The sequence below is a fragment of the Saprospiraceae bacterium genome, from assembly GCA_016710235.1.
Lineage (GTDB): Bacteria > Bacteroidota > Bacteroidia > Chitinophagales > Saprospiraceae > Vicinibacter.
Window position 1 is genome coordinate 1,077,437 of record JADJLG010000001.1, and the last position, 22,296, is coordinate 1,099,732.

Genomic DNA, 22,296 nt, shown 5'->3' on the forward strand with positions numbered 1-22,296 from the left:
CCGCTTACCTTTTCAGTGAGATGACTTCAATCATTTTAGTTTTCCAGCTAGAAAAGCTGCCATCAATTATATGTCTTCTAGCTTCCTTCACAAGCCAAAGATAAAAGCCCAGATTTTGCAGAGTAGCAATCTGCGCTCCTAGAATTTCTTTCGAATGAAAAAGATGGCGTAAGTATGCCTTTGACATTTGAACACTGGTGTTTGTAGTCAGACCCCGATCTATTGGACTAAAGTCTTCTTTCCACTTAGCGTTGCGGATATGGATGATCCCTTCTGTAGTGTAAATGATCCCATGTCTTGCATTTCTACTGGGCAATACACAGTCAAACATATCTATTCCGCGGTCGATACATTCGAGGAGATTTGCAGGAGTGCCTACTCCCATCAGGTATCTCGCTCCGGTCTCCGGCAATACGTCTGTTTCTAGATTTACCATCTCGTATAGTACATTCTCGGGTTCTCCAACGGATAATCCACCAATCGCATATACGGGTTTGTCATACTGAGAAATAAATTCAGCGCTTTTTATCCTTAAATCGGGATATACTGAACCCTGACAGATTGGCACAAAAATCTGTTCGTGGCCGTGTATACTGCTGGTGGATTGAAAATGATTTTGTCCTCGTTGGATCCAGCGATGGGTGAGCTGCATTGATTTTTCTGCATATTTCTGTTCACAGGGAAAAGGAGGACATTCGTCCAGAGCCATCATAAAGTCGGAGCCCAGATTGCGTTGAATGTCTACAACGGATTCCGGTGAGAAGAACTGTCTGGAGCCGTCGATATGAGAGTAAAATGTAACCCCCTCCTCTTTGATCTTTCTCCTTTCGCTCAATGAAAAAACCTGATATCCTCCACTATCTGTCAATATCGGCATAGGCCAGCTCATGAACTGATGGAGGCCTCCTGCCAGACGGATGAGCTCACTTCCCGGACGAAGATGCAAGTGATATGTGTTTGACAAAATGATCTGTGCCTTCACTTCTTCTTGAAGCTCTTTCTGATGAACAGCCTTGACCGTGGCTGCAGTCCCTACAGGCATGAAAATCGGCGTTTCTATCGCTCCATGTGCCGTTTGGAGTAAACCAGCCCTCGCTTTGCTGTTGGGCGCTCGGTGGATGAGTTGAAATCGGTCTTGGCTCATAAAAATTCTTCTACTTGGGTTTGGCTTGCATTCTGATATAAATACCCAGCATCAACGAAAATCCAATCAAAGAAGATCCACCTTTGCTGATAAAGGGTAGGGGAATGCCAATTATGGGCATGAGACCAATTGTCATTCCTATATTCACCAAAACGTGCACAAGGAGCAATCCTGCAAGACCAATACTGTAATAACTGATAAATTTCGTACTGATAGACTCAGCTGTCCTCATTATCCTCAGCATGAGTATGGTAAATAAAGTGACAACCAATACTGCACCGATAAACCCATGTTCTTCTCCTATCGTACTAAAAATAAAATCTGTGCTCTGCTCAGGAACAAAACGCAGCTTTGTCATATTCCCTTTCAAAAAACCCTTGCCCCAAAATCCTCCGGAGCCAATGGCTACCTTAGACTGTAAAATATTATACAGAGAGCCTCTGGGATCACATTCCGAAGGCTTCAACCACACATTGATTCTTTCCTGTTGATGTTTGTCCAAGGACAAAAACAATTGTGTTGTCATCAATGCAAAACCAGTCAGCAAAATCATCGACGATAAGAGAGCCAGAGAAAGTCTCTCTTGTCTGGATCTCCAAAGTAGAATAAGAAAAACCAATGAACCCAACACTCCGATTCCAATCCAATACCAATAGGAAAGATAAAGAAAAGTGATGACAACTGCAGCAAGACTGAGGGCCAATACCGCCCAGGATAAAGGAAATCTCTTCGAAAAATACCAGGCGATGATAGGGATAATAATCAAGAGACCCAGCTCAAAATATTCTAATGGAAATACTATAGACAAGATAAAGGTGGCAATCAAAACTGCACCGATCAAGAAGTAAATTTCATTCAATCCTGCTACAAAAAGCAAGAGGAAGAATGAGAAAAAGGTCAACGCCGATCCTGCATCCGGTTGTAATAAGATAAGAAAAACGGGCACCAAAATGAGACCGATGGCGACAAGTTGATATTGTCTGACTTTTAAATCGGTTTTGAAATTGCTCAGATAGGCAGATAATGCAAGAGCCGTCCCCAACTTCGCTATCTCAGCTGGTTGAAATGAAAAGCCACCAAAAGAAAACCAGGCTTTAGCTCCTTTGATTTCAGAGCCAAATATCAATACCAATATAAGGAGCACCAGTCCTGCTCCGTAAAAGATATATGCAAAGTTTTGCCAGAACTTCCAATCGATAAAAGTCACCGTTATAAATACAAGAAGCGCAGTAACTGTGAAAACTGTTTGCTTGGTAATAGGAGTCGAAAGGTCGAAAAAATCGCGTCCTTCATTCTGAGTGTAGGTCACTGCATAATATGCCATCCACCCTATGCACAGCATGCTGATGTATATTCCGATCGTCACCCAGTCATAAAGAATCCGTTCTTTTCTGATAGACATGAATGATCAGAGTTCTTCGTACGGGATTTTATCTAAGGATAAAAATGCACCGGAAAATTTTTTCTTCACGTTCTCTAAAGCCCAATTAGCTTCATTCCGAGAAAGATAGGCTCCGGCTTTTAGGTGATAATAAGGCTCTTTATACTCCCACTTCGTTTTGAGATTAAACTGCTTTTGAAACTCTGCTCTTGTGCTTTCCATCATCCTTCGGTCTGTAGTGGTGATCACTGTGATCCTCCATCCTTGAACATGGGTATTGGCTTTGTTTCTTTTCACATATTGGTCGATCATTTTACTCACGTCGGGGTCTTCTTTGACAGAGACCTTACCTTGTGAGAATATCGCTCCCGGTATAGTGAGTAAGAGACTGATAATGAGTAGTGTGAATCCAGTTTTCATGGTCTGTGTAAAGGATTTAAGTTTGTCAACAAGAACGACTAAGATACATGACAATTATGACAAAATCATGATTCTGCACCATGGCAGTTTTTAAATTTCTTACCGCTCCCGCATGGGCATGGTTCGTTCCTGCCTACTTTGGGTCCACTGTTGCGTATCGTCTGGACAGCTTGCGGTTCTGCTCTGCCCGCACTTTCCGCCGCTCGTCTAGCATTTTCTTCTTGCTTGTTGGTTCGTACTTTGCTAAGGTCTGCTTTTTGGGTCTTGGCCTCTTGCATTTCTGTCTCGACAGCGATCATCACCTTGCCTTTGGTCAGATAGGAGGTGATTTCTTCATTCATTTTGTACACTAGATTTTCGAACAGTTTGTAGGCTTCCATCTTGTATATGACGAGAGGGTCCTTCTGCTCAAAAGTAGCCGCTTGAACAGAATCTTTGAGCTCATCTGTATTGCGCAAGTGCTCCTTCCAGTTGCTGTCAAGGATACTCAGAGCAATTGATTTTTCGATATCCCTCATAATAGAAGTTCCTTTGGTTCGCAAGGCCTCATCGATCTCAGCGGCAATTGGAACAGGTTCGTTAATGCCATCTTCATAAGGTATGGCTATGCGCTTGTAGTGATCACCGTGTTCCCTTTTGATACGCTCTATGCCCGGAAGTAGGAGATTACTGATCGCCTCTTCTTTCTTCTTATAAAAGTTATAAAATTCGTCTTCAAATCTGGCCAGAACTTCCTGTTCTCTTGATTGTAAGAAGTCAGCATCACGCATCTCCGGTTCAAAACCAAGAAGCATAATCGAGTCATTGACAAATTCCGGATAACTCCCAGTAGCTTTGTTTTTGTGGACAATATGTTGAAGTGTACTTCTGAACATATAATCCAGATCTACCGAAAGTCTATATCCCTCCAATGCATGATCGCGCTTTTTATAGATCGCTTCTCGTTGGATATTCATGACGTCATCATACTCCAACAGACGTTTTCGCATGGCGAAGTTGTTTTCCTCTACCTTTTTTTGTGCATTCTCTATTGACTTTGTCACCATGGAGTGCTGCATGACCTCACCTTCTTTGTGTCCGAGTTTGTCCATAATCGTGATCATGCGATCTGAATTGAAAAGTCGCATGAGGTTGTCCTCGAAGGATACGAAAAACTGGGACGAACCCGGATCTCCCTGACGACCGGACCTTCCGCGAAGCTGTCTGTCCACACGCCTTGATTCGTGTCTTTCAGTACCTATGATAGCCAGACCTCCGGCTCGTTTTACCTCATCAGTAATTTTGATGTCCGTACCTCTACCTGCCATGTTCGTAGCTATGGTGACTTTACCCGGCAGACCCGCTTCTGCCACAATCTCCGCCTCTCTCTGGTGCTGCTTTGCATTGAGAACGTTGTGAGGTATGCCTCGCAATTGGAGCATACGGCTCAATTTTTCAGAAATATCCACAGAAGTCGTACCCACTAATACCGGTCTTCCCTTTTCCGTACAAGATGCAATTTCTTCTATTACAGCATTGAATTTCTCTCTTGATGTCTTGTAAACAAGGTCTTCTCTGTCATCCCTGATAACCGGTCTGTTGGTTGGAATAACCACAACGTCCAGCTTATAGATCTGCCAGAACTCCCCTGCTTCTGTTTCTGCCGTACCCGTCATTCCCGCCAGCTTGTGGAACATCCTGAAGTAGTTTTGGAGTGTGATCGTCGCGTAAGTTTGAGTGAGTTCTCCCACTTTTACAGCTTCTTTGGCTTCTAAAGCCTGGTGCAGACCATCTGAATATCTTCTGCCCTCCAACATACGACCTGTACCTTCGTCGACGATCTTTACTTCACCATCTAAGACCACATATTCTTCATCTTTTTCGAACAAAGTGTAGGCCTTCAAAAGTTGATGAACGCAGTGTAAGCGTTTTGACTTGATGGCATAATCATTGAGAACCTTTTCCTTTTTTTCGGTAATTTCTTCCTTGCTCAAATTCGTTTGACCGAGGATTACATTCATTTCTTGGGCCAGATCCGGTATGATAAAAAAGTTGGTATCTGATTCTCCTTTAGCCAGAAAATCTTCTCCTTTTCCAGTCAGTTCTACGTGTTTATTTTTTTCGTCAATCGTGAAATAAAGAGGTTGATCGGCAACTCTCATATTGCGGGATTGCTCCTGCATATAAAAGTTTTCTGTTTTCTGCAATATAGCGCGTACGCCTTCCTCACTAAGATATTTGATCAATGGTCTGGACTTCGGTAATGCCCTGTAAGCGCGGAATAATGCCATACCTCCTCCTCCTTCGCCCGTTGTTGCATTTCCTTCTGAAATGAGTCTCCTGGCGTCTGAAAGATTTTGTGTTGCCAATCTTTTTTGTTCGTTGATAAGGCGCTCCACTTTGGGTTTGAGTTCATTGTATTCCTGACTTTCTTCGTCTACATCCACCGGACCGGAGATGATTAGTGGTGTTCTGGCGTCGTCTATCAACACACTGTCCACCTCATCTACCATAGCATAATGGTGTTTGCGCTGAACTTTCTCTTCTGAAGAGCGCACCATATTGTCCCTCAGATAATCGAACCCGAATTCATTGTTCGTACCATAAGTCACGTCACAATTGTAGGCAGCGCGTCTTTGCTGAGAATGCGGTTTATACTTGTCTATACAATCTATACTGAGATGGAGAAATTCCAATATCGGTCCTATCCACTCACTGTCTCTCCTAGCTAGGTAATCATTGACCGTGACAACGTGAACTCCTTCCCCTGTCAAGCCATTGAGATATGCTGGAAGTGTCGCGACCAAGGTTTTTCCTTCTCCGGTACCCATTTCCGCTATCTTTCCATCATGGAGTACCATACCACCGATGAGTTGCACATCATAGTGTAGCATATTCCATGTGATTTGACCTCCTGCAGCCGACCAACTGTTGGAATATTTGGCTTTATCCCCGTCAAGGTTGATGTAGGAACGAGATACCGATAGGTTTCGGTCGGCATCCGTAGCTGTCACCTCGAGGATCTCGTTCTGCATAAATCTCCTGGACGTCTCTTTTACAACAGCAAAGGCCCTTGGCAACAGGGTTTTGAGAACTTCTTCGATAAGGCCGTCTTTTTCTTTTATTGTACTGTCTATTGTATTGTAAATCTCTTCTTTACGATGTACATTCTCTTCTTCCTCAGCTGCTTGGCGCAAACTGTCAATTCTCCCATTGATCTCGCTCAGGTACTGCTGTATTTCTTCTCTGAATTCTACGGTTTTGTTTCTCAATTGGTCATGAGAGAGTGCTTGATATTCTTCATAAAAGCGGTTGATCTCCGGGAGCCTGAGCTGGTATTCCTTGACATCGCGCTCGTGTTTCGTTCCGAAAATCTTCTTGAGGAAGCCTAACATAAATCGATTTTAAACTGTAAAGTTAATCATTAACGCTAAAGCTCGAGGAAACTTGCCCTCTCTGCAACGCAAAGAGCTGATTTGTGGCTTTTTATCCCGAAAACTGCGTTCCAATGCTGCACACAAATCATACCAGAGCCGAAGTCCTGACAGAATGTCACCAAGAATGCTTTTTGAAAAAGCATTAAAGAGATTGCCCATTTATACCGAAAGCATTGTAAAGTTAGGAGAACGACTGAGCACTGAGTTGTTTGATCTCGTAGGAACTATTGTCGTTTTAAATAACCATTCCTTTAAGCAATACGTCCAAGGTCTTTATTTCGAATCACCGATTACGAAAAAATCATTATAAATTTGATATTGTCTATCTCCTAATCTACCAATATCCTGTAAAGTGTGTAAGTACAAAAGTTATTCTGGAAAGTTTTTTTGCTCTGAACTTTTTATAAAATTTAAGGAAATAACTTTTCGCTATATTTAAAACACAGTTTACAAAATGAAAAAAGGAGCGTTTTTAAGCGTCGACTTCCTTAAGCAGTTTAAGAGTGGTGAAGAGTTGAACTCATTCTTTATGGAGATTCAAAGGCACGGCGTTGAACAACCCCTTAAAGGTGAATTAGATGCCCTTTCGGCTTATATCTAGCTTCCGGAATCATACAATCCGAATAACCGTAATAATCATACTGATGCTGGGAGTGAGCATTGTGCGAAAATATCAAAAAAATGATTATGACATTAGTTTTCACGTTGTTATGTATTATTTAACTTATGTTTTTGATGCTATAGAGTTTTGTTGTTGTTTATTATGCCTATATAAAACGTTTTTTCAACTCATAAGGTAAACAAATTGGTCTAATAAATGGGAAGTACTTTAATCTGTGGGGGATTGAATGGAAATACCAATATCAGTCTCGGCCAAGGAAAAAACTTTAAACCCAGTCTTGGCGCAAATGCAAATTTTCGCAAACACAAAATCAATTTGTTCGGAAATTATTCGATTAGTAAACCCGACAACTTTACTAATTTTTACATAAACCGACAAATTTTTAATCCGACCAGAGAGGTGAGTGCAATATTTGACCAGTCCAGTGTTATCAAGCAAGATTTTTTAGCACAGACTTTGAAGTTAGGTGCTGATTATTACTTCCATCCAAAATTTATTCTAGGTGCTTTCGCATATCTTAATCTGAGTGACAATATTCGTCACGGAAGTTCTAACTCAATCGTTTCCAATCCGGAACATATTGTGCAATACAACACGAAAACCAATCAATATTCTACTGACAATAAAACAAATGTACTACTGAATTTCAATTTGAAAAAATCATATGATAAACAAAATAAAGACCTCGGCTTTGATCTTGTCTTTGGTAATTATAATCTATCGACTGAGTAAGATTTTAACAATCAGTTTCTAGATCCTCAGGGAGTCTTATTTGATTCATTCTACTTGAATTCCAATCAAAAAGGAAATATAATCGTTTTTTCCGCCAAAGTAGATTACAGTCTATTCTTATACAAAATAAAGCTTGAAACCGGTATAAAATCCAGCTTAGTAAAAACCGAAAATGATCTTCGCTTGTTTAAACTAACCAACAATTCTCCTAATTTTGATACTTCACGTTCATGCGCCTTTTCCTATCATGAAAATATTAATGCCGGATACTTGATTTTAAGTACGGAGGATAAAAACTTAGAATATCAACTATGCTTACGCATCGAACAAACTTTCCACTTATAAATTTGCTATTAATGATATTTTCCATAAAAATAAAATCAGAGTGCAGGTGGATCATGACAATCAAAAGTTTCATACTGACAGAAATTGGGATTCAACAGTAGCGACATTCATTTACACCTCCGTTTTGGAAAATCCGGTGTACAAAAAGCGCGACAAAGTCAATCCGATATGGAAGATGAAAAAATGAGGGCTGGATAAAATTCTTTAGACTTAATTTTCTAAGTTGGAAATACTTTTTTTCTTAGAATCCAGCTTTTAATTTGTTGAATAAATTTGCGTTTGTTCAATTTTAAATTGGATATCCTGATGAAAAGCCTCATCAGAAAAATAAAAATCGCTTTCATTTTTTATCGATTGTAGCTGCAAGAAAAAATCCTCTTAGATCCGGTTTTCTATTCTGAAAATTTCAATAAGGCAAAACGGGTAATTGATTTGTTTTGAGGTAAAATGACAATTTTTGCAACAAACATTTTATACAATCTATGATCGTCCTTCCTTTACAGAAAATATTAGCCCAAATTGTAAAGCAGGAGATCGATCGAGAATCAAACTGACTATAAAATCTGGCTTAATTCAGATGCTATTCATTTTTTACTGTAATTTCATGATTTAATTAAGCTCTTACTCAAATGTTCACTTCGATTTGGTTTTCTATAGTGCTGTGGATGATTGCTCCATTTTTAATGCTGCCTTCTTCTTGCAAGCAACATAAGATCCAGGCTGCTTTGCCCACAAGACCGAACGAAGAAGTTACAAACAATTATCCTTTCGGGAAAAATATTGATTTCATCTTTCAGGACAAAAAAGATCGGTATTGGATTGCTAGCAATGCAGATGGTGTTTTCAGATATGACGGCAACACTATCGTTCATTTTACGGATTCAGTTGGATTTTGCTTCAATTATGTCTGGTCAATTCAAGAAGATACTCAGGGGAATTTGTGGTTTGCAGGTCGAGATGGTATTTGTCGATACGATGGAATTAAATTTAGCAACTTTAATGAGACCATCGCTTCTGCTCCGGAAGGCAAGCTAAACTTTATGCCGGGTGATCTGATCTTTGCGATTCCGGACGGTAAGACAGTACATTATGATGGAAAGAAATTTACCCAGTTTAAAATTACTCCTGAAACGTATATTCCTGAGCGAAGTAATCTCAATCGTCCTTATGCATTGTATTCTTATCTCAGAGATCAATCCGGAAAAATCTGGTTTGGCACTCAATCCAAGGGTGTCTGCGTGTATGATGGATATCAGTATAAATACATGGATAGTTTGGATCTCGGCGGTCCTGCTGTGCGCACCATTTTAGCAGATAAAAATGGCAACTTGTGGTTTGGCAATAATGGTGGTGGATTATTCCAATTTGACGGCAAGCATTTGATCAATATTACCGAAAAGTTCGGTCTTGGTAATCAGGAGTTTTTACGAAATTTTGCTTCAAAGGATATGCCAACTTCTATGGCGCGTGTGTTTGCAATCAATGAGGATACTTCCGGCAATATATGGGTGGGTACAGCAGATGCCGGAATCTGGAGATATGACGGCAAAGAATTGAAACATTATACTGTAGAAGATGGCCTTTGTGGATACAATATCATTCACATTTTCGAAAACCGAACCGGGGATTTGTGGTTTGTTTGCAATGGACAGGAGATCATGTACTTTGACGGTCAAAGTTTCAGACCTGTAATATTTCTCCATTGAGTTTCGCACAAGCCTTGATGTAAAGCGTCTCTGCTCCCACTACTTTGAGGATATGTTTTACTCAAAATGCTGAGTATAATATTAAAAAGAATTCCGTTTTTACGATTACTTCCAAAATTGTGTTGCTTAATGGATATTTCATTTGGCTGGTCAGCGTTTATTGAGTGTTAACCCAATCTTTGCAGCTGAAAATCTCTTTCGAGTCATAGTATCTCTAATAATAAAGTTTTAGTGAATGAATAATAAACTACAGTTAATAGCGGAATAATATTTTAATTAGATTAGTTCCTTACTAAATAATATTGTGAGCTATTTTATAATAGACAAATATTGATTTAGATATTCCTCCCCTTACCAAAATATTCATTACTTTATATAAATTGCCTTCTACATAGCTATCTTTAAATAAAAAGAGAAAGAATATCTAATCTATGCTCAAGTTTTCCGTTGGATGTTAATTTCCGGTCTTTTCTTTCTTGTTCTTAAAAAAATAGTGAAGTATGAATGGCTACGATGCCTATTTCTGAAAATTCGATAATAAAATAAGACATTGGATGTCATTATAGATTGGCTCATTAATTTACACCAGGCGATTTTTCAATGAAAACCAGGATGAGTTATGTAGCCAATGCCGGGGGTATTCATTCCCAAAATCTTGCTGAAAATAGTAATGGGCTAAATTCTGCGATTGTATTCGCATCTAGTCCTCTGATCCTAATAAATTGTAGAAATCACGATACTGCTGGCATAAAACTTAATGGATACTCCTTTGAAAGTTTGGTTCCTTTTTCTTGAATTGTCTTCACCTCACCAAGTTTAATTTATTGGTTGATCTATTTCCTTGTTACTATGCCTTCCTTTCCATTAAATCCTTAGAATCACATACATTGAAAGGAATAAATTTCCTTGGTTAAACATTAAACCTAATATCAAACCAAGATTTTCTCTGTATTCAATTGAAATAGAGTGAACTCTTTTTATAATTGCTGAAATATATATTTCTTCCTATGTTCCACGTGGAACATGTTAGATTCAAATGATTCGATTCATAATGGTATAACGAATACCTAAAATTGGTTCACTTCTTAGCAGTAAAATTGACCTTCTTAAGTATCAGCAATTGGGTAAAATAGAAAACAAAATCAGCGACAGATAATTCATGGCGGATACAAATAACAGATGTGTTCCACGTGGAACATAAAAAAGGCCTCAAACGAGGCCTTTCCTTTTTACTTCACAACAAAAAACTATTTAATTCTATACCTCAAACCAACCAGTATTCCAGTCTGCAAATACTTGTGGGACAAAGAATATGAGGGAGTCGTCAAATCCTTCACATAATATCGGACTGATGGTTCTAATAACAACATAAAATTCTTATTCAACTTATAGTTAAATCCAAAACTTCCTAAAAGTGAAACACCAGCTCTTGTTTTATAAAATCGCTCACCACCTTCCAAATATGGGTTAGACAGGTCATACAGACTCTTGAGATCTTCACCATAAACCTTGCCTCGTTGTGTTGACATTATATTCAAGCCTACTCCTAAACTAGCAGACATAATAAAATCTCTCATCTCCAATTCATATCCTAAAAAAATGGGTATATCTATAAATGTATACCTGTTCTTGATTTCTAATACTTCCAACTCCTCCACAGTATCAATACGGATAATGTTGCCGTTCTCATCCTTGATCGTCTTCTCAATAAATACCGAACCTTTGATGTGATTGAATTTCTCAGTGTTCATGCTATAAATAAATCCAGTTCTGAAAGCCAAACCCTGTGGCATGACGTACGAGGCCCTTACTCCAGAACTAAACGCCATTGTTGGTCTCTCTGATCCGCTTCTTTTCTCCGCATAGGCAAGTGCTCCCTGCTCCCTGGCATCCATTTTTCGGATACTCAACTCAGGAGTATAATATGCATCAATGTAATAATGTGTCAATTTGATTGGTCTTGTGACCAGACAACCATCAATATTCGGCTTCTTTGTTTTCTTTGTAGAGTTAGGTAATGTCATTAGGCTCGGCATCATGCTTACAGATAAACTAGAAACTTCTTCACGACTCTCACCTTCGTCACCTAATACACTTCCCTGATTAGACGTATTATCCTTGTTAGCAAATTCTCCCAACTTCTTATAATTCTCTTTCAATACAAAATTCAATTCCTCATTTTGGACATTCACTCCAAAAGCATCTGAATTGTCGTCAATGCCTTTTCTCTGGTTATCATTTCGATTTTCTATATGCGTCCTGGTAGCTATACCATTTTCAAAATTTCTTTCTCCTCCAGTCGTTCTTAATGATGACTCTCTGTCCAAAGTTCGTATACGATTAAAGCTTCGGTCCTTTAAATCTGCTGTACTTAGCTCATTTTCAGTCATTTGTGATGATTCTGAGCTTAAGGATTCAATAGGATGATGATCCACCGTATTTGACATATTGTCGCCTGATGTAGCGCCATCAGTAGAGGATCCATCAGCAAGGGACTTTGTGGTTGCATCTCCATTATCACGCACCTGGTTAGTGTTATACCAATAATATACTCCAGCTCCTACGCCCGCCGAAATAGTCAATGCGATCAATAATGTAGAAAACCAAAATACCAGGCCGCGTCTGGATTTTTTATTTCCATCCAACTGATCTGCGATTCCCTGCCATAAATGTTCAGGATGTTCATACTGAAAATCTTTCAGCTTTTGTCTGAACATTCCGTCAATTTTCGACTCTTTGTTTAAGTTCATTACACCAAAAAATTAGAATTCTTAATTATCTTATCTTGTAAAACCTTTCTTGCTTTTGCCAACTGAGATCGAGAGGTACTTTCTTCGATGTGCATCATCTCAGAAATTTCTTTATGCGAATACCCTTCAATGGCGAATAGATTGAATACCATTCTATAACCATCGGGCAACTCAGCTATCATATCCATCATCTCCTGTTCTGAAATTTGATCTATCGCATCCGGTTGAACCCCTTCCTCAACAACTGTATCTATCGTATAACTTTCGTTTTGGTTGCATTTCTTGTGATATTTCTTGATCGCATTATTTATCATAATCCTTCTGATCCACTGCTCTAATGGACCATCATTTTTAAACTGATCAAGATTCATAAACACCCGAATGAAACCATCTTGCAGTAGGTCTTCAGCCTCCATTCTATGCTTGGAATAGCGCATGCAAACGGCTAGCATCTTTCCTGCAAAAAGGTCAAAGAGTTTCTTCTGGGAGATACGATCACCCCGAAGACAAGCTTCAACCATTTCAAGCACTTCCATTTGTATTCATAACAGACCCTGCGTATAGTTCATACGCTGCCTGTTCATACTTTAATTCATCTAATTTTTTTCTAGAAAACTCTCTAGAATTCTGTTGAATTCTAGGGGTCTCTCCATCATAGGGGCATGTCCGCATTTATCAATAAAATGTAACTCCGATTTTTGAATCAATTCACTGAACTTTTCTCCAACGAACGGAGGAGTAACATTGTCATTCTGACCCCAAATAAGAAGAGTAGGTACATTAATTAAATGCAGTTTATGCTCAAGATTATTTCGGATAGCAGACTTTGCAGTAGCTATGATTCTGATCGCCTTACCACGGTCATTGGTGATCTCAAAAACCTCATCCACCAGCTCTTTTGTCGCAATCGCCGGATCGTAAAAAGTCAGTTCAGTCTTCTTCTTGATAAATTCATAGTCTCCCCTTTTTGGAAAAGAATTACCCATCCCACTTTCAAACAACCCTGAACTACCTGTAAGGGTAATACTCCTCACATGCTCCTGATCAGCTAATGCATACAATAGTGCAATATGCCCTCCCAACGAATTTCCTAAAACATGACATTTGTCAAATTTTTTGAACTTGACGAAATCGACAACATGATCAACGTATCCATTCAAACCAACTTGTAGTAACGGCAATTCAAAAATTGGAATGATAGGCACCACTACATTATAATCTTTGCTAAAGTGCTCTATAAGATCTTTGAAATTACTTAATGCTCCAAACAAACCATGCAATAGCATCAGATTAGGTCCTTTCGCTCCGGACTCAAAATAACTGAATTTATTTTCTGTAATCAGATCCATCTACACTATTTATATCAATGAGCAAAGCAAAAATAATCAGAAAAAGCATTTACATACTAATTTTTCAATACAAGCTTTACAGAACTGAAATGTTAGCATTTTTTATCCTCCACAATCCATAAAATACACACAACCACAAGGCAAGACCCATAAATTGATGTGATATAGCCAAGAACAAAGGCACCTTTCCATGACAATTGATCACCGTAAGAATGCCTAAAATCAATTGAACTGTCAGAAGTCCCACCAGTAAACTGAAATACCTAAGCAACACTAAACTTGACTTTCGAAAATAAAAGAACATCCAAATGGCGAAGCCGTAAATAACATAAGCAAGACTTCTGTGAACAAATTGCACCAGCAAAAGAAAACTAGGATTTTTATCATAATCGGACCAGTCATATAAAACAGAAAAGTTTCCTCTCAATAAAAACCCCGGTACCCAGTCCTTCGCTATTTTTGGCCAGGTTGGTGCAATCAACCCGGCGTGAGTTCCACTCATAACTCCGGCAACGAATAATTGCAATATCACAAGTACAGCAAATATTCTGAGTGCAACAATTGACCCTCGTCTCCCTGTATCCCATTTCTTTAAATCTCCACAACTATAATCTAAATATGTGAAAAAGATGAATGTAAGTAATGCGACTGCTGCCAAAAAGTGAAAAGATAATTTATAGGCATTGACCCAAGGTCTTTCACTAAGCCCACTGGCCACCATTATCCATCCCAATGATGCCACAAAAGCAGCTAAAATTATAACTATAGACAAATGGACTAGTAAGCGCCGGTTTAGCCAATTTTTAATCAAAAAATAAACAAGTGGAAACACAAACACCAAACCCATCATCCGAGCCCATAAACGATGAAAATATTCCCAGAAAAAAATAAATTTGAAGTCAGAAAGGCCCATGTCACTATTGATTTTCTGATACTGAGGCGTCTGCTTGTACAATTCAAAATGATGATTCCAGCTCTCATCTGAAAGAGGAAATAAAATCCCTGTGACAATATCCCATCGAGTAATGGACAATCCACTTCCTGTCAATCGCGTTATCGCACCGAGTAATATCTGCACCAGTATCAATACAATACCGCAAATCAACCAGATTTTAACACTGCTTCTTACTACATTTCCCATGGCTAGGCAAAAGTCTGAAATTTTCTTACAAATCCATCAACGAACAACATTACATAAATAATAATATTTTATAAAAGAAATTTAAATACGATTTGATGTATTATGCTGTGTGAAAATGTGAATCAGCTTACAAACCTAAGTTATACACATCAAAATCACATTTTATTCATATTCTAAATATTTATAAATGTAAATATTATAGATTTTATTCACTTCAAGTTAATTAAATATGTGTGAATAATTTTATCAACAGATCACTTGTAGAACATGTGAAAAGTAGTGAATAAAAATGTGGAAGAAGCAAATTTGTATTCTATTGGATGACAGATATTCACAATACCCAACTATAATGTTGAAAATTGAATGAAAAATCAAATATCAAATGTGAAAAAATAATTTTTTGAACCATTGAAGATGAAAGCTATAAATATTAAAAGAATTAAAAATGTTTATAAGTTTATCTTTACTCTTCAAAATGCGAGCTGTTATACAGAGAGTAAAATCCGCTACCGTGAGAGTCAATACAAGAGTAATTTCTACCATTGGCCCTGGGCTGTTGATCTTATTGGGAGTAGAAGGTGCAGATACAGACGAAGATATCAACTGGTTATCTCAAAAAGTTGCACAAATAAGGATTTTTCCGGATCAACACGGCTATATGAACATATCTTCCGGAGAAGCGAAAGCACAGTTAATGGTAATCAGTCAGTTTACTTTGTTGGCTAGTACCAAAAAAGGAAACAGGCCTAGTTTTATAAAAGCTGCTCCTGCAGTAGCAGCAGAACAGATGTATGAGAAATTTGTGAAAAAGCTGACTGAAATGAGCCAAAGCCTAATTCAAACGGGTAGTTTTGGTGCTGATATGCAAGTAGAGCTGATCAACGATGGGCCGGTCACTATAATTATTGACAGCAAAAACAAAGAGTGATGAATAGTATGCAACAGGCAGTGGATCTGTGGATTAAACAATACGGTATCAGATATTTCAATGAAATGACCAACACACTGATTCTAGTAGAAGAAGTTGGCGAGCTGGCAAGACATATTAGCAGAACATATGGGGAACAATCCTATAAAAATTTTCCCGATCAAGATAAAAGCCAAGAAATGATCAGAGAAGAGCTGGCAGATATACAGTTTGTATTATGCTGTCTGGCCAACCAAATGCAAATTGATCTCGATGCAGCAATGCAAGAAAGTTTATCAAAAAAAACTAAAAGAGATAAAGACAGACACAGTAAGAATCCAAAACTTCTAGCATGAAATCGTTAGACTTGAAACAAATATTATTTGTGTTGACGAGTCTGTTTCTTGTATTTTGCTTATTTGCCTGTGTTGTACCTTATTTTTTCAGTGTAGATAAAATGCAGTACGCCAATTCACAGGACTTGACAAAATCCCTGAGGAACCCCATGTTTACAAGCTGTGGACAAGGGAATTTATTGTCAAAAGCGGAAATCAGTAATTTTAAAGAATTTGTAATTGGTGTAGCACCTTCATCCAACTCAGGGCGGAAGACTTCTGTCCAGGACCAAAAGGTAAAGTGTACAACACATTATTTTGGAACCGACAAATTGGGAAGGGACATTTACAGTAGAATCATCGTCGGCATCAGATATACGATGGTAGTGAGCTCGACGGCAGTTCTTTTTTCGTTATTTTTAGGAATAACGATCGGTGCGATGGCAGGTTATTATGGTGGAAAGACAGACCGATTCCTAAGTATGCTGATCGGTCTATTCTGGAGTTTACCTTCTATACTGTTGGCTTTTGCGATCAGTTTTGCTTTTGGAAGAACACTACCTGCCTTGTTCATTGCGATCGGACTAACGATGTGGGGTGATGTAGCAAGAGTAGTCAGAGGCCAGGTAAAGTATTATAAGGAGATGTATTTTGTGCAAGCAGGCATATCGATGGGATTTTCAGACAGTAGAATTCTGTTCAGACACATATTGCCGAACATTATGGGACCAATTTATGTATTGGCAGCTTCCAATTTTGCTTTGGCTGTATTGCTTGAGTCGGGTTTATCTTTTATTGGGCTTGGATTACAGCCTCCGATTCCAACTTTGGGAAACATTCTTCAGGAGCATTATGTATATGCAGTATCATCGAATCCATTGCTTGCCATTATTCCGGCATTTATTGTAGTTTTGCTCATTCTGTCTTTTCAATTGCAAACCAATTATTGGAGAGACAAGACCGATTTGAAAGCAACCACAACATGAGTCGCGAAAACAATATATTGACAAAGATGGAAAATGAGTTGAGTCTAAAACAACTCCAGATCACATCTTTGCTGAATATTACTCAAGCGATCAATGAAAATCTTCCACAAGAAGATTTATTTACCATGTACAAGAATTTTTTAACCTGGGAACTCAGTATTGAAAAAATTGCATTGTATATACAAGAAGAAACCAAGTGGCACGCGGTTTTAACAAATCATGTGGATCCGGAATTGAGATTGGAAGAGTTGCCGGACAAATTTATCAAATACAAACGTCTGCATACTATTAAAAAAACGGACGACAAACAATTACAAGAATTTGAATTTATCATTCCGGTATATCACAAGCGAGATCCAATTGCGTATTCTCTCATCAGTGGAGTAAAAAATGGTGAGGATATTTTCAACAACATTCAGATTATAACGTCTATCACCAATATCATAGCCGTTGCTATAGAAAACAAGAGACTGGTTCGCAAACAAATTATTCAGGAGAAAGAGCTGGAACTGGCTAATGAAGTGACAAAGATGTTGATACCTGAGGAGATGCCGACAGGTTCACAGTTTGAATTGGCCAATATTTATCAACCGCATTTTAAAGTAGGAGGAGATTATATCGATTATATCCGTTTTGATGAAGATCGGATTTGTTTTTGTATCGCTGACGTTTCAGGTAAAGGAATAGCAGCTGCGATGATTATGGCCAATTTTCAAGCATTGGTACAAAATCTTGCCCAACAATATAAGGATCTGGAAACGCTTGTCATCGCTCTGAATGAGACCGTGTTGAAAATCACAAAAGGGGAAAAGTATATCACTTTCTTTATTGCGTTGGCAGATATTAAGAATAAAACTCTACAATATGTGAATGCGGGACATATTCCACCGATATATTATCACAAAGGAAATTTTCAATCACTAGGTGCAAGTTGTACGATCATAGGTCATTTTGACAGACTTCCGGAGTTGAGAGAAGGTTGTATTCCTTTGGAAGAAAGCTCATTATTGGTCGCATTTACTGATGGACTGACCGATGTAAAGAATGAATTTGGCGAAAAATTCAATGTTTCATACATCAAATCCAGTATTTTAGAACAACCAAATATCACCGCGAAAGATCTCAATGCAAAAATCATGGATCAAATACAAAACTTTAAAGGATCTGAGGAACTTCCGGATGATATTGCGATTATTACATTTAAATATTGTCCCACACAAAAAATTAAGAAATTATCAAAATGAAAAAAAAATGGGTTGCCATTTTTCTGGCTATAATCGGAGGTAGTTTTGGAATGCACCGATTTTATCTTAGACAAACCGAAATCGGTATACTCTATATTTTGTTGCTTATATTAAGAAATATATTTAGCATTTTTGGTATGCCTATTTCTACTTTGCTTTCGTGGTACGATGCGTACAAATTTATGATCATGGACCCGAACGAATTTGATCGGAAATACAATTCTTATTATTTCAGAGACAGGTATGGCAATCGTAGGGAAATGCCTAAGGTACAAAACCAAAGAAGAGGCCGATATATATTATTAGACGAAAATCAAGAGACAACAAAAAGAAACCAAAGCTCATACTTTGATCTTCGCAAGCAAAGGAAGGAAAGTCAGAATTATAAAAATTCTGGGATCAGAAAATTTAAAGATTACGATATCAAAGGTGCAATTCAGGATTTTAAAAGAGCCATTGATTTGGATCCAAATGATAAAGCACTCCACTTTAATATAGCATGTGCTTATTCAATGAATGAAGAAGCGACAAATGCAATCACCCATCTCAACAAAGCAAGATTGTTGGGTTTTAATGATTGGGAAAATGTAATGAATCATGAAGCTCTGGCATATATAAGGGTCCTACCGGAATTTGAGGCTTTCCGAAATAACCAGTATATTCTAACTGATTCTATTCTTGAAAGATTAAATAAAAGAGACAGAGATTTATTGGAGGAACTGCAGAATGCGCGTAAAGTAAAAACTGAATTATTGTTGGACACAAAACAAAACTGGAAGAATGAGCTATCATGACCTCAATTCAGGACTAATAGTAAATTCACAGCGCAATATGCTCAATGAAGAGAATACTGTGACGGATGCTTTAAAATGGATGGAGGCTGAAGAGGTAGAACATCTTATCGTGATCTCGGGACAATATTTCAATAAATTAATTTCTATAGAAGATTTAGAAAATCAAAAGAAATTCGAAACCTTAAAACATATCAATCCTTCCTGTGCTCAAGTAGTAGTCAAAAATACAGATAGCATATTAAAATTGTGGACTAATTTTATACAGAATAAAATCAGTATTATAGCTATATCTGATGAAGACAATCACATAGTAGGAAGTGTCAGCATTAAAGAAATTATCCAGTTTTTCAATCATGGTTTTGAAACGGAGCAGAGAGGTTCATTAATTGTAATTCGGATGAGAAAATTGGATTATTTGCTCAGTAAGATTGCCACAATTGTTGAAGAACACAGATGTATTATTTTGAACAGCTTTATAACGAACGTTGATGATCATGACGAAATGCTACTCACAATCAAACTTAACTGTTCAGAACCAGACACAATCATCCAAACACTAGAGAGACATGAGTATGACCAAATAGAAGTTTTCACACCGAAACAATACGTAAGTGAGTATCAGGAACGATATGACGAATTAATGAGGTATTTGGATGTATGACAAAGAGTGCACTACATTTCTGAATAAAAAGAATGGGTGGTTTATAAAGTTTATTCGTTTCTTCATCAAGAAGGCTTTCCAAATCCTAGTAGGAATTGCATTATTGTTTTCAGAGACCAGGCTTGGTGCTCAATGTGACAGCATAATAGTTTCCAATATTCATATTGAAGGAAATGAAAAAACCAAATTATGGGTCATCAAAAACGAAATGAGAACCCATGTCAATGAGGTTTTGAATATCAATGCACTTTATCAAAAACTGGATCAAATTCAAATTGACCTTACCAGAACGGGATTGTTTGCGGATGTTAAAGTATCTACAATTCAGGATTCTTCACAAAGTTTGCATTGTGAATTCGAGATTGTTGTATCATTAAAGGAAAGCTGGTTATTTTTTCCATCTATAATATTTGACATCGCGGACCGAAATTATAATGTCTGGTGGACAGAGCAAAATCACTCATTAGATAGAGTAAATTATGGACTACAGCTGATTCACTATAATGTGTCTGGCAGAAAGGATAAACTTAGATTAAAGATGCAGACCGGATATACAAACAAATACGAATTTTATTATTACTACCCTTATTTTAGTTATAGAAGAAATATTGGTGCATATGCGGGAATGTTATATGCTCACAGCAAAGAAGTAGATTACAAATCCGAAAATAATAAATTAGTATTTTACAGGAATGAAGAAAAAATCCAATTGACCAGAAGAGAATTTTATATAGGTTTGGCACACAGACCCAGCAGTATAATTTTTCACCAATATCGTTTGGAATACCAGTACAACAATATTAGCGATTCTATTGCATACCGCAATCGAAATTTTTATGGTGACGGAAACCGGATCCAGAGGCATTTTCTCTTAAGTTATGGATTTTATTTCAATAAACTGAATCATGATCTATTGCCGGAAAAAGGATATCGCTTAGCATTCGAGTTTTTTTTGAGAAGATCTTTTTTAAGTGATGATGTTCGATCTTTTATAACCCGACAAGAGTGGGTTTATGCAAAAAAATTATTTCCTCGATATATTTACTCTTCGGTTATCACTTCTTCGCAGCAAATCCTCAATAATAAACAACCATATTCTCTGAACAAATTATTGGGGTATTATAACAATATAGTTTACGGATATGAATATTATGTCATTGATGGAACGCATATGCTGCGAGTCGAGCAAAACCTTCGATACAAATTATTTTCATATCATAAGAGTTTTTTTAAGATACTTAAAAACGAACCGAGGATCAAGTTTAAACTGGATGCCTCAGCATTGGTAAATGTTTCAACGGCATATGTAAAAGATAAATATGAGGATCCAAGCAATGAATTAGCAAATCGCTTTTTGTATAGCGCCACATTAGGAGGAGAATTAGGAATAAATAATGTACAGAAACTTCAACTGCATCTTTCTGTCAACCATAGAAGAGAAGTCGGTATCTTTGTTCACAGCAAATCCACGTTCTAATGAAGATCTGCATCTTTGGGCAAAAACTGAATCCGGAAGACCAAATTCATATCAAAAGCTTCCTGACTCAAATGAGAGATCACCGGATCGAGTATTATATCTACGAAACCTTTTATTCCTTACTCGGTAACGACATCAGAAAACAAATCGACGATCGACTGTGGAGCTCCTATGAGGATTTGGAGAATATTAAACCTCAGTTTGTGATTAGTTTTGGCGGTGATGGTACGATATTGTCCACAACAGGACTGATTCGTGACCTGGGAATACCGGTACTGGGGATCAATATGGGACGTCTGGGTTTTTTGGCAGGCATAGACAAGAAACTCATCAATGATGCAGTTTATCAATTGGTGAATGGAATGTTTTCCATAGAAGATAGATCCATGCTTAAATTGGATAGCAACCCTGCATTGTTTGGCGAAGCTCCGCTGGCCTTAAATGACTTTACGGTTCTCAAGAGAGATAATTCCTCTATGATTACAATACGTACTTTTGTAAACGGCGAGTTTCTAAATTCATATTGGGCTGACGGACTGATTGTTTCTACACCAACCGGATCTACAGGGTATTCATTATCCTGCGGTGGCCCCATAGTCTTTCCGGATTCTAATAATTTCATCATAACTCCGGTGGCGCCACATAATCTGAATGTAAGACCAGTCGTTTTGCCGGATCATTACGTTCTTTCTTTTGAGATTGAAGGCAGGGCAGATAGTTTCCTGTGTACGATGGACTCGAGGTTTGAAGTAATTACCTCAGACTATCAACTTGCAGTGAGAAAGTGTGATTATTCCTTTAAACTGGTACATCTTTTGCCATCGAGTTTTTTGAAGACTATCCATGAAAAACTAAACTGGGGATTGGACCAGAGAAACTAAAAAGC

Annotated in this window: 19 protein-coding genes and 1 pseudogene; 12 read left to right on the forward strand and 8 right to left on the reverse strand. The window is 37.9% G+C overall.

The window, feature by feature from the left end; translation table 11 throughout:
* Window positions 1-4 precede the first annotated feature (4 nt).
* From tgt to secA, 4 genes are all read right to left on the reverse strand, one after another.
* Window positions 5-1,144: a tRNA guanosine(34) transglycosylase Tgt gene (gene tgt, locus IPI99_04490; GenBank protein MBK7339771.1), complete on the reverse strand. Its 1,140-nt coding sequence runs from the start codon at window positions 1,142-1,144 to the stop codon at window positions 5-7.
* A gap of 10 nt (window positions 1,145-1,154) precedes the next feature.
* Window positions 1,155-2,546 carry a rod shape-determining protein RodA gene (locus tag IPI99_04495; GenBank protein MBK7339772.1) on the reverse strand — a complete coding sequence of 464 codons (1,392 nt, stop codon included), beginning with the start codon at window positions 2,544-2,546 and terminating at the stop codon, window positions 1,155-1,157.
* Between the two features lie 6 nt (window positions 2,547-2,552).
* Window positions 2,553-2,945, reverse strand: a complete 393-nt coding sequence (locus IPI99_04500; GenBank protein ID MBK7339773.1) for a hypothetical protein — start codon at window positions 2,943-2,945, stop codon at window positions 2,553-2,555.
* A 65-nt stretch (window positions 2,946-3,010) separates the two neighbouring features.
* Window positions 3,011-6,319 carry a preprotein translocase subunit SecA gene (gene secA, locus IPI99_04505; GenBank protein MBK7339774.1) on the reverse strand — a complete coding sequence of 1,103 codons (3,309 nt, stop codon included), beginning with the start codon at window positions 6,317-6,319 and terminating at the stop codon, window positions 3,011-3,013.
* Window positions 6,320-6,371: 52 nt separating this feature from the next.
* On the opposite strand from secA, the gene IPI99_04510 reads away from it, so the two are divergent.
* The 4 genes and pseudogenes from IPI99_04510 to IPI99_04525 all read left to right on the forward strand — a co-directional run bounded on the left by IPI99_04510 (window position 6,372) and on the right by IPI99_04525 (window position 9,766).
* The gene (locus tag IPI99_04510; GenBank protein MBK7339775.1) at window positions 6,372-6,671 is read left to right on the forward strand and encodes a hypothetical protein; all 300 of its coding nucleotides are present in this window, start codon (window positions 6,372-6,374) and stop codon (window positions 6,669-6,671) included.
* 507 nt (window positions 6,672-7,178) lie between these two features.
* On the forward strand, window positions 7,179-7,715 hold the full coding sequence (locus tag IPI99_04515; protein MBK7339776.1) for a hypothetical protein: 537 nt from the start codon (window positions 7,179-7,181) through the stop codon (window positions 7,713-7,715).
* Window positions 7,716-7,721: 6 nt separating this feature from the next.
* Window positions 7,722-8,060, forward strand: a pseudogene (locus tag IPI99_04520) (outer membrane beta-barrel protein).
* Window positions 8,061-8,689: 629 nt separating this feature from the next.
* Window positions 8,690-9,766 carry a hypothetical protein gene (locus tag IPI99_04525; protein ID MBK7339777.1) on the forward strand — a complete coding sequence of 359 codons (1,077 nt, stop codon included), beginning with the start codon at window positions 8,690-8,692 and terminating at the stop codon, window positions 9,764-9,766.
* Window positions 9,767-11,013: 1,247 nt separating this feature from the next.
* On the opposite strand, the gene IPI99_04530 is transcribed toward IPI99_04525, so the two are convergent.
* The 4 genes from IPI99_04530 to IPI99_04545 all read right to left on the reverse strand — a co-directional run bounded on the left by IPI99_04530 (window position 11,014) and on the right by IPI99_04545 (window position 15,006).
* Window positions 11,014-12,483 carry a hypothetical protein gene (locus IPI99_04530; GenBank protein MBK7339778.1) on the reverse strand — a complete coding sequence of 490 codons (1,470 nt, stop codon included), beginning with the start codon at window positions 12,481-12,483 and terminating at the stop codon, window positions 11,014-11,016.
* Between the two features lie 32 nt (window positions 12,484-12,515).
* Window positions 12,516-13,052, reverse strand: coding sequence for an RNA polymerase sigma factor (locus tag IPI99_04535; GenBank protein ID MBK7339779.1), 537 nt, complete (start codon window positions 13,050-13,052; stop codon window positions 12,516-12,518).
* A 60-nt stretch (window positions 13,053-13,112) separates the two neighbouring features.
* Window positions 13,113-13,865, reverse strand: a complete 753-nt coding sequence (locus IPI99_04540; GenBank protein ID MBK7339780.1) for an alpha/beta hydrolase — start codon at window positions 13,863-13,865, stop codon at window positions 13,113-13,115.
* A gap of 76 nt (window positions 13,866-13,941) precedes the next feature.
* Window positions 13,942-15,006, reverse strand: coding sequence for a COX15/CtaA family protein (locus IPI99_04545; protein MBK7339781.1), 1,065 nt, complete (start codon window positions 15,004-15,006; stop codon window positions 13,942-13,944).
* A 475-nt stretch (window positions 15,007-15,481) separates the two neighbouring features.
* On the opposite strand from IPI99_04545, the gene IPI99_04550 reads away from it, so the two are divergent.
* The 8 genes from IPI99_04550 to IPI99_04585 are packed head-to-tail and all read left to right on the forward strand — an operon-like array spanning window position 15,482 to window position 22,291.
* Window positions 15,482-15,934 carry a D-tyrosyl-tRNA(Tyr) deacylase gene (locus IPI99_04550; GenBank protein MBK7339782.1) on the forward strand — a complete coding sequence of 151 codons (453 nt, stop codon included), beginning with the start codon at window positions 15,482-15,484 and terminating at the stop codon, window positions 15,932-15,934.
* Window positions 15,934-16,269: a nucleotide pyrophosphohydrolase gene (locus IPI99_04555; protein MBK7339783.1), complete on the forward strand. Its 336-nt coding sequence runs from the start codon at window positions 15,934-15,936 to the stop codon at window positions 16,267-16,269. The genes IPI99_04550 and IPI99_04555 overlap by 1 nt, the downstream gene beginning before the upstream one ends.
* Window positions 16,266-17,234, forward strand: a complete 969-nt coding sequence (locus IPI99_04560; GenBank protein ID MBK7339784.1) for an ABC transporter permease — start codon at window positions 16,266-16,268, stop codon at window positions 17,232-17,234. The genes IPI99_04555 and IPI99_04560 overlap by 4 nt, the downstream gene beginning before the upstream one ends.
* The gene (locus tag IPI99_04565; GenBank protein MBK7339785.1) at window positions 17,231-18,478 is read left to right on the forward strand and encodes a SpoIIE family protein phosphatase; all 1,248 of its coding nucleotides are present in this window, start codon (window positions 17,231-17,233) and stop codon (window positions 18,476-18,478) included. The genes IPI99_04560 and IPI99_04565 overlap by 4 nt, the downstream gene beginning before the upstream one ends.
* Window positions 18,475-19,272: an NINE protein gene (locus tag IPI99_04570; GenBank protein MBK7339786.1), complete on the forward strand. Its 798-nt coding sequence runs from the start codon at window positions 18,475-18,477 to the stop codon at window positions 19,270-19,272. Before IPI99_04565 ends, IPI99_04570 begins: the two co-directional genes overlap by 4 nt.
* On the forward strand, window positions 19,259-19,933 hold the full coding sequence (locus IPI99_04575) for a hypothetical protein (GenBank protein MBK7339787.1): 675 nt from the start codon (window positions 19,259-19,261) through the stop codon (window positions 19,931-19,933). The genes IPI99_04570 and IPI99_04575 overlap by 14 nt, the downstream gene beginning before the upstream one ends.
* A complete protein-coding gene (locus IPI99_04580; GenBank protein ID MBK7339788.1) occupies window positions 19,926-21,410 on the forward strand; it encodes a hypothetical protein in 1,485 nt (494 codons plus the stop codon). Before IPI99_04575 ends, IPI99_04580 begins: the two co-directional genes overlap by 8 nt.
* A complete protein-coding gene (locus IPI99_04585) occupies window positions 21,410-22,291 on the forward strand; it encodes an NAD kinase (protein MBK7339789.1) in 882 nt (293 codons plus the stop codon). The genes IPI99_04580 and IPI99_04585 overlap by 1 nt, the downstream gene beginning before the upstream one ends.
* Window positions 22,292-22,296: the final 5 nt, after the last annotated feature.